We start from the raw sequence: 8,339 nt of genomic DNA on the forward strand, positions 1-8,339 counted from the left end.
GTCGGCGGTGTCAGCGGGCGGGCGGGGCGGCGTTGCCTGTGCCGCCGTTCGCACCGTCGTCGTCCCCGGCGTTCCCGTCGGCGTCGCCCCCGGGGCTCTCGGGACTCCCGGGGTCCTCTGGGTTCTCGGGGTCCTCGACGACGGCGGCGGCCTCGCGTTCGGCCGGGCTGCGCTCCAGGATGTCGTCGGGGATCGGTCGGTCCTCGCGCAGCGCCTCCCACAGCCGGTCGGCCTCCGGTTCCAGCGGCCGGACCCGGTTGGGATCCTCCTCGTCGTAGACCACCGGGAGGGTCACCATCTCCAGGCCGTCGGGTCCGATGTCCTGGAGGGTGCGTCCCAGGGAGGCCAACCGGCCGACGGAGGACAGGCCGGTGTCGGTGGTGATCGCCGAGGTGGTGGTGTCGGCGAGGCGGTAGACCCGACGCGGGCTGTCGAAGAGGTTCAGGTCGGCGACGCGGACCATCAGGGCCCGCAGGAAGGCGTGCTGGAGTTGGATGCGCCCCAGGTCGCTGCCGTCGCCGACGGTCTTGCGGGTGCGCACCAGGGCCAGCGCGTCGCCGCCGTCCAGCATGTGGGTGCCCTCGGCGAGGTCCAGGCCGCTGTGCCGGTCGCGGACGGCGCGGGTGACGGTGACCTCGACCCCGCCCAGTTCGTCGATGATCTTCTCGAAGCCCTCGAAGTCGACCTCGACGTAGTGGTCCATGCGGATGCCGGTCAGCTCCTCCACCGTGCGCACCGCGCAGACCGGGCCGCCGACGGCGTGCGCCTCGTTGAACATCGCGCGGTCCTCGGCGGGGGCGGTGGAGCCGTCGGGGCGGACGCACTCGGGGCGGTGGACCAGGGTGTCGCGCGGTATCGAGACCACGGATGCGGTGGTGCGGTCGGCCGCGATGTGGACGATCATCGCGGCATCGGCGCGCGCGTCGTCCCCGTCGTCCGCCGTGTCCCCGTCGTCCCCGGTGTCCCCGTCGTCCTCGGAGTCGGAGGCGTTCACCGTCATCCCGGTGTCGTCGCCCCCTCGCTCCTCGTCCTCCCCGCCGCCGCCCGCCGTGCCGTCGTCGGGGTCCTCCGGTTCCCCGGTGCCGGGACGGGCGTCGGAGCCCAGCACCAGGATGGTCAGGGAGCCGTTGGGCAGGTCGCGGGGACGGTCGGCCTCGGGCGCGGTGTCGATGTCCACCTCGCCGATGTTGCGGTCCAGTCGCATCCACAGGGTGCCCGCGGTGACCCCGGCGACCAGGAGCACCGCCAGCGGGACGGCCACCGCCACGATCCACCGCCGGCGCGGGAGCCGGAACCGCCGGGTGCGGCCCGAAGGGTCCCGCTCCCCCGCCGTCTCCTCGGCACGCTCCGCCATCCTCGCCTCGGCTCTCCGCCGTGCCACCGGTACCCCGGCGACCCGGCACTACAGCCCCCTCCGGGGTATCACCACATTGTCGGACCACACAGGCGCCCCCGCGCGTCGGCACGGCCGGCCCGCACCGCGTTCACGCAGGTCGAGGCCCCGGGAGGCACGACACACCGTGCCCTCGGGGCCTCCGATCTCCCGTCCCCCCGCCTACCCCGAACCCCTCGGAAAACGCCCGACCGGCCCGCCCCCGTGAGGGGACGGGCCGGTCGGGACGGTGCGGTGCGGGCCGACGCGGTGGGTTCCGCGGGCCGATCCGGGATCAGTCCCCGCCGTTGCCCGGCGACGGGGTCGTCTTCTGGATCTGCATGAGGAACTCGCCGTTGGACTTGGTCTGCTTCATCTTGTCCAGCAGCAGCTCGATCGCCTGCTGCTGGTCCAGCGCGTGCAGGACCCGGCGGAGCTTCCAGACGACGGCCAGCTCCTCGCTGCCCATCAGGATCTCCTCCTTGCGGGTGCCGGAGGCGTCCACGTCCACGGCCGGGAAGATCCGCTTGTCGGCGAGCTTCCGGTCGAGCTTGAGCTCCATGTTGCCGGTGCCCTTGAACTCCTCGAAGATCACCTCGTCGGCGCGGGAGCCGGTCTCCACCAGCGCGGTCGCGAGGATGGTCAGCGAACCGCCGTCCTCGATGTTGCGCGCCGCGCCGAAGAACTTCTTCGGCGGGTACAGGGCGGTGGAGTCCACACCACCGGACATGATCCGGCCCGAGGCCGGGGCCGCCAGGTTGTAGGCGCGGCCCAGACGGGTGATGGAGTCCAGCAGCACGATGACGTCGTGGCCCAGCTCCACCAGGCGCTTGGCCCGCTCGATCGCCAGCTCGGCGACGACCGTGTGGTCCTCGGCGGGGCGGTCGAAGGTCGAGGAGATGACCTCGCCCTTGACCGACCGCTGCATGTCGGTGACCTCCTCCGGACGCTCGTCCACCAGCACCACCATCAGGTGGCACTCGGGGTTGTTCCGGGTGATGGAGTTCGCGATGGCCTGCATGATCATGGTCTTGCCGGTCTTCGGCGGGGCCACGATCAGACCGCGCTGGCCCTTGCCGATCGGCGAGACCAGGTCGATGATCCGGGTGGTCAGCGCGCCCGGGTCGCTCTCCAGCCGCAGCCGCTCCTGCGGGTACAGCGGGGTGAGCTTGTTGAACTCCGGACGGCCCCGGCCGGACTCCGGCGCCATGCCGTTGACCGAGTCCAGGCGCACCAGCGCGTTGAACTTCTCGCGGCGCTCGCCCTCGCGGGGCTGGCGGACCGCGCCGGTGACGTGGTCGCCCTTGCGCAGGCCGTTCTTGCGGACCTGGGCGAGGGAGACGTACACGTCGTTGGGGCCCGGCAGGTAGCCGGAGGTGCGCACGAACGCGTAGTTGTCGAGGATGTCGAGGATGCCCGCGACCGGGATCAGGACGTCGTCCTCGGCGATCTGCGGCTCGTTGCCGCCCTCCTCGCGGCCCCGGCGCCCGCGCCGGTCGCGGTAGCGCCCGCGCCGGCCCCGCCGGCCGCCGTCGAAGTCGTCGTCGCGGTCGTCCCGGTTGTCGCGGTTGTCGCGGTTGTCGCGGTTGCCGCGGCTGTCACGGTCCCCGCGGTTGCCCTTGCCCTCTCCCTGGCCCTGGCGGTCGTCCCGGTTGCCCTTGCCCTGGTTGCCCTGGCCCTGGCTTCCCCGGTCCTCGCGGTTGCCCCGGTCCTCGCGGTTGCCCTGGCGACCGGCGGCGTCCTGACCGGCGTTCTTGCCGCGACGCTCGCGCTTGCCGCCCTGGCGCCCGTCCTCGCGACCGCCGGACTGCTCCTCGGAGCGGGAGTCCCGACGGCCCTCGGCGCGACCGTCCTGGCCGGCGTCCTGCTGCGCGGCCTCGCGGTTCGCCTCCCGGACCGGCGCGGCCTCGGCCGGGGCCTCGGACTGACCGGGAATGTCGATCTGCTGATCGCCGGTGTCCCCGGTGCGGGTGCGCGAGGTGGCCCGACGGCGCGGCTTCTCGGCCTGTTCGGCCGGGACGGCGGCGGGGGCCTGCTCGGCGGGAGCGGCCGGGGCGGACGAGCCGGACTCGCCCTGCTTCTCCCTGATCACCTCGATCAACTGGCTCTTGCGCATCCGGGCGGTGCCGCGGATACCGAGCTTCGAGGCCAACTGCTGGAGTTCGGCCAACACCATGCCCTCGAGGCCGGTGCCGGAGCGTCGGCGCCGGGGCGCACGGGTGGCGGCGGAGGCTTCCGTCGCGGACGCGCCGGTGTCCCCGGCGGTCCTGTCGGCGCTGTCGGCACTCACGCCCATCAGATCGGTGGTGTCGCTCACGAAGGGTCCTTCCCTGGAGCGGACGTCGGCCTGTGTGGCTCGGCGACCGGTCGTGCTGTCCGGCGGCGGTCCCGTTTGCGCGGGCCGTGCCGGGGCGGTGGTCCCGCCCTCTTCGGTGTGTGGCGGGAAGATTCGGTGCGGTCCGGTGCGGCTCGATCGGCCGGGTGGGTCACCCGGCGTGGGGCGCACCGGTTTCCGGGGCGTACCCGGCTCCGTCCGGCGGGCTGCCGGCGCGGGCGGAGATTTCCGGAAGAAGGGCGGTACCTCGAAAGGGTCCGCCGGGACGTGCCGTCCTGGACGCCCGGGCAGAGCGGGCGGTTCCCCGGGTCGTTGTCGGGGTGACGTCGGCGGGGCCCCGGGAGGCTTCCGGGACGTCCCGCGGAGGCGATCCCCGGGCACACTCCGTGAGGACGGTACGTGCGGTCCTGAGATTAACACTACCGGATACCGCCGGCATTCCCCCTCTCCCCCCAACGGAGCACCTCGCCCCGGGCGGGGCGCGGATGACGCGCCGCCGGGGCCCGATCGGTCCGCGAACCGCGGCTCACTCGCCGCTCCCGGTCAGCGGAAGCACTCTCGCGCCGGCGGTGTCCAGGGCCAGCCGGTTGGCGGTCCAGCCCTCACCGGCGGAACGGGAGACCTTGTCCGCCTCGCCGTCGGCCGCCAGCGCCAGCACGGTCGGGCCGGCGCCCGAGATCACCGCCGGTACCCCGTCGGCCCGCAGACGGGCCACCAGCTCGGCGCTGCCCGGCATGGCCGGCGCCCGGTACTCCTGGTGCAGGCGGTCCTCGGTGGCGGGCAGCAGCAGCTCGGGACGGCGGGTGATCGCCTCCACCAGCAGGGCGGCCCGGCCCGCGTTGAGCGCCGCGTCGGCGTGCGGGACGGTGCGCGGCAGCAGGCCCCGGGCGGTCTCGGTGAGCAGCGGCTCGGCCGGCACGAACACCACCGGCACCAGGGAGGGGTCGGGGTCCATGCGGATCGCCCGGGTCGCGCCGCCCTCGCCCCAGGCCAGGGTGAAGCCGCCCAGCAGACAGGCGGCGACGTTGTCGGGGTGACCCTCGATCTCGGTGGCCAGCTCCAGCAGGGCCGTGTCGTCCAGGCGGCTCTCCCCGCCCGGGGTCACGGCCCGGGCGGCGATCAGGCCCGCGCAGATCGCGGCGGAGGAGGAGCCCAGGCCCCGGCCGTGCGGGATGCGGTTGGCGCACACCACGTCCAGGCCGTGCGGGCGACCGCCGAGCACCTCGAAGGCGGTGTGCATCGACCGGACCAGCAGGTGCTTCTCGTCGCGCGGCAGGGTGTCGGCGCCCTCACCGGCGATGTCGATGTTCAGTCCCGAGTCGGCGACGCGGACCACCACGTCGTCGTACAGGCCCAGCGCCAGACCGAGGGCGTCGAAGCCGGGCCCCAGATTCGCGCTGGTCGCGGGCACCCGAACCCGCACGGGGGCGGCACGGAAGGCGGGATGGGCCATCGGTCGATGACGCTCCTTGTTCGAAACGGGTGCGACTTCACACGCATGCGGTGATTTCGACATGTGCGGGGGTGCCCGACCGTCCGGGAGGCGGGGGTGGGGCGGCGCCGGCGCACGTGGTCGGGGACCCGCGAACGGCCCGTCCGGTCGTCCCGCGGGAACGCCACCGGACCGGGCACGGCGGAGACCCCGCGCCGGAACGAAGACCAGCCTATCGAAGGAAGGTTCAGGGGCGATACAGGGCGTACCCGCCAACCGCCGACGTGTCGCCGACATCGGGTCGTACCCCGACCACCGGCCCCGGAGGGGACCGGTCTCCCCGAACCACCGCGAACGGCGTCGGGTCGGCCCGCATCCTCCCCGGACCGACTCGCCGGGAGCTTCCCCCGCCGAACGCCGGAACAAACGTCCGTCCGCGGGTGACGGCACCTCCGCCGCCGGGCGGGCGCGCCCCGGCCGTCGGCGACGCCGGGCGGCCCGCCCGGATTCACCCGGACACGCCCGCTCCCGGGCGGTGTCGGCCCCCTCGATCGCCGGGGTCCGCACCCGGTGGACGAGGGGTGCCGCCGCGACATCCGTCCCGGACACCCGGCCCCGGAGACCCGACCCGGGACGGACCGGCCCCCGGGCGGACCGGTGGAACGGCCCACCCGGGGAGGAGGACGGGTCAGACCAGTTCGAGCCGGCGCGCCGCGGCCTCGGCGTCCACCGGCACCCGCACCGGCTGCGGCGCGCCCGCCACCGCCCAGTCCGGGTCCTTCAGGCCGTTGCCGGTCACCGTGCAGACGATCCGCTGCCCCGGCTCCACCCGGCCCTCGTCGGCCGCCTTGAGCAGCCCCGCCACCGAGGCCGCCGACGCCGGCTCCACGAACACGCCCTCCCGGGCCGCCAACAGCCGGTAGGAGGCCAGGATCTGACGGTCGGTGACGGCCTCGATCAGCCCGCCCGACTCGTCGCGGGCCCGCTCGGCCTGCGCCCAGGAGGCGGGGTTGCCGATCCGGATGGCGGTGGCGATCGTGGACGGCTCCTTCACCGGCTCGCCGCGCACGATCGGCGCCGCGCCGGAGGCCTGGAACCCCCACATGCGCGGGGTGCGGGTCGCCGGCCCGTCGGCGGCGTACTCCCGGTACCCCTTCCAATAGGCCGTGATGTTCCCGGCGTTGCCGACCGGCAGCACGTGGATGTCGGGGGCGTCGCCGAGCATGTCCACGATCTCGAAGGCGGCGGTCTTCTGCCCCTCGATGCGCACCGGGTTCACCGAGTTGACCAGCGCCACCGGGTAACGGTCGGACAGGTCGCGGGCCAGGGTGAGGCAATCGTCGAAGTTGCCCTCGACCTCCAGGATGCGGGCGCCGTGCACCAGCGCCTGCCCCATCTTGCCCAGCGCGATCTTGCCCGTGGGCACCAGCACCGCGCACACCATGCCCGCGCGCACCGCGTAGGCGGCGGCCGAGGCCGAGGTGTTGCCGGTGGAGGCGCAGATCACCGCCTTGGCACCGGCCTCCTTCGCGGCGGTGATCGCCATCGTCATGCCCCGGTCCTTGAAAGACCCGGTGGGGTTGGCGCCCTCCACCTTCAGGTGGACCTCGCAGCCGGTGCGCTCGGAGAGCACCTGCGCGGGCACCAGCGGCGTCCCGCCCTCGCGCAGCGTCACCACGGGCGTGTCCGGGCCGACCGGCAGCCGGTCCCGGTACTCCTCGATCACACCGCGCCACTGCCGGCCGGTGGTACGGGGGGCGGGGGCCGCCCCGGTCTCGCGTGTCACGTCCATGGTGTCCACTGCTTTCGTCATTCCCCTTCGACCCGCATGATGCTCGCCACCCCGCGCACGGTGTCCAGGCCGCGCAGGGTGTCGACGGTGGCCGACAGCGCCGCGTCCGGCGCGCGGTGGGTGACCACCACGAGGGACGCCTCGCCGTCCTTGCCCTGCTGGCGGACGGTGTCGATCGACACGTCGTGGTCCGCGAAGACCGCCGCCACCTGCGAGAGCACACCCGGTTTGTCGGCCACGTCCAGGCTGATGTGGTAGCGGGTCACCACCTCGCCCATCGGGGCCACCGGGAGCTGCGTGTACGCCGATTCTCCCGGGCCGCGCGCACCGGTGACCTTGTTGCGGCAGGCCGCGACGAGGTCGCCGAGGACGGCGGAGGCCGTGGGGGCGCCGCCGGCGCCGGGCCCGTAGAACATCAGTCGCCCGGCGGAATCGGCCTCCACGAACACCGCGTTGTACGCCTCCCGGACCGAGGCCAGCGGGTGGGTCAGCGGGATCATCGCCGGGTGGACGCGGGCGGTGACCGAGCGGCCGTCGGCGGCCCGCTCGCAGATCGCCAGCAACTTGACGGTGCAGCCCATCCGGCGGGCGGAGGCGATGTCGGCGGCGGTGACCTCGGTCAGGCCCTCGCGGTGCACGTCGTCCAGCCGGACCCGGGTGTGGAAGGCGATGCCGGCGAGGATCGCGGCCTTGGCGGCGGCGTCGAAGCCCTCGACGTCGGCGGTCGGGTCGGCCTCCGCGTAGCCCAGGGCGGTCGCCTCGGCGAGCGCCTCGCCGTAGCCGGCGCCGGAGGTCTCCATCCGGTCGAGGATGAAGTTGGTGGTGCCGTTGACGATGCCCAGCACCCGGTTGACGGTGTCGCCGGCCAGCGACTCGCGCAGCGGACGCAGCAGGGGGATGGCGCCGGCGACGGCGGCCTCGTAGTAGAGGTCCGCGCCGTGTTTCTCGGCCATCGCGTAGAGCGCGGGGCCGTCCTCGGCGAGCAGCGCCTTGTTGGCGGTCACCACGCTGGCGCCGGCCTCGAAGGCGGTGGCGATCAGCGAGCGGGCGGGCTCGATGCCGCCGATGACCTCGACCGCGACGTCGATGTCCTCGCGGGCGGCCAGCGCGGCGGCGTCGGTGGTGACCAGCTCCGGCGGCACGCCCTCGCGCAGCCGGTCGGGGCGGCGGACCGCCACACCGGCCAGCTCGACGGGGGCGCCGATCCGGGCGGCGAGGTCGTGCGCGTGCGTCGTCATCAGGCGGGCCACCTGCGAGCCGACGACTCCGCAGCCCAACAGCGCCACCTTCAGCGGACGCGCACTCACCATGTGACCTCGCCTTTCGCAGTGGCCCGGGATCCGCCCGGGGTGGGGGCGGCGTGCCGGGGTGTCCCTCGGGTGTCCAGTCTCACGCACCGGGCGGGGTG

General features: G+C 74.2%; 5 protein-coding genes. All 5 read right to left on the minus strand.

The annotated features are described in order from the left end of the window. Positions 1–10: 10 nt before the first annotated feature. A complete protein-coding gene (locus FOE67_RS09825; protein ID WP_228473724.1) occupies positions 11–1,354 on the minus strand; it encodes an LCP family protein in 1,344 nt (447 codons plus the stop codon). Positions 1,355–1,667: 313 nt separating this feature from the next. Next, positions 1,668–3,689 (minus strand): transcription termination factor Rho, encoded by a 2,022-nt coding sequence (gene rho / locus FOE67_RS09830; protein ID WP_182662627.1) that lies wholly within the window; start codon positions 3,687–3,689, stop codon positions 1,668–1,670. 544 nt (positions 3,690–4,233) lie between these two features. Further along, positions 4,234–5,160, minus strand: a complete 927-nt coding sequence (gene thrB / locus FOE67_RS09835; RefSeq protein ID WP_182662629.1) for a homoserine kinase — start codon at positions 5,158–5,160, stop codon at positions 4,234–4,236. A gap of 667 nt (positions 5,161–5,827) precedes the next feature. Then, positions 5,828–6,925: a threonine synthase gene (thrC, locus tag FOE67_RS09840; RefSeq protein WP_323384599.1), complete on the minus strand. Its 1,098-nt coding sequence runs from the start codon at positions 6,923–6,925 to the stop codon at positions 5,828–5,830. Positions 6,926–6,948: 23 nt separating this feature from the next. Then, on the minus strand, positions 6,949–8,241 hold the full coding sequence (locus tag FOE67_RS09845) for a homoserine dehydrogenase (protein ID WP_182662633.1): 1,293 nt from the start codon (positions 8,239–8,241) through the stop codon (positions 6,949–6,951). Positions 8,242–8,339: the final 98 nt, after the last annotated feature.

Source organism: Streptomyces calidiresistens (genome assembly GCF_014141525.1).
GTDB lineage: Bacteria > Actinomycetota > Actinomycetes > Streptomycetales > Streptomycetaceae > Streptomyces > Streptomyces calidiresistens.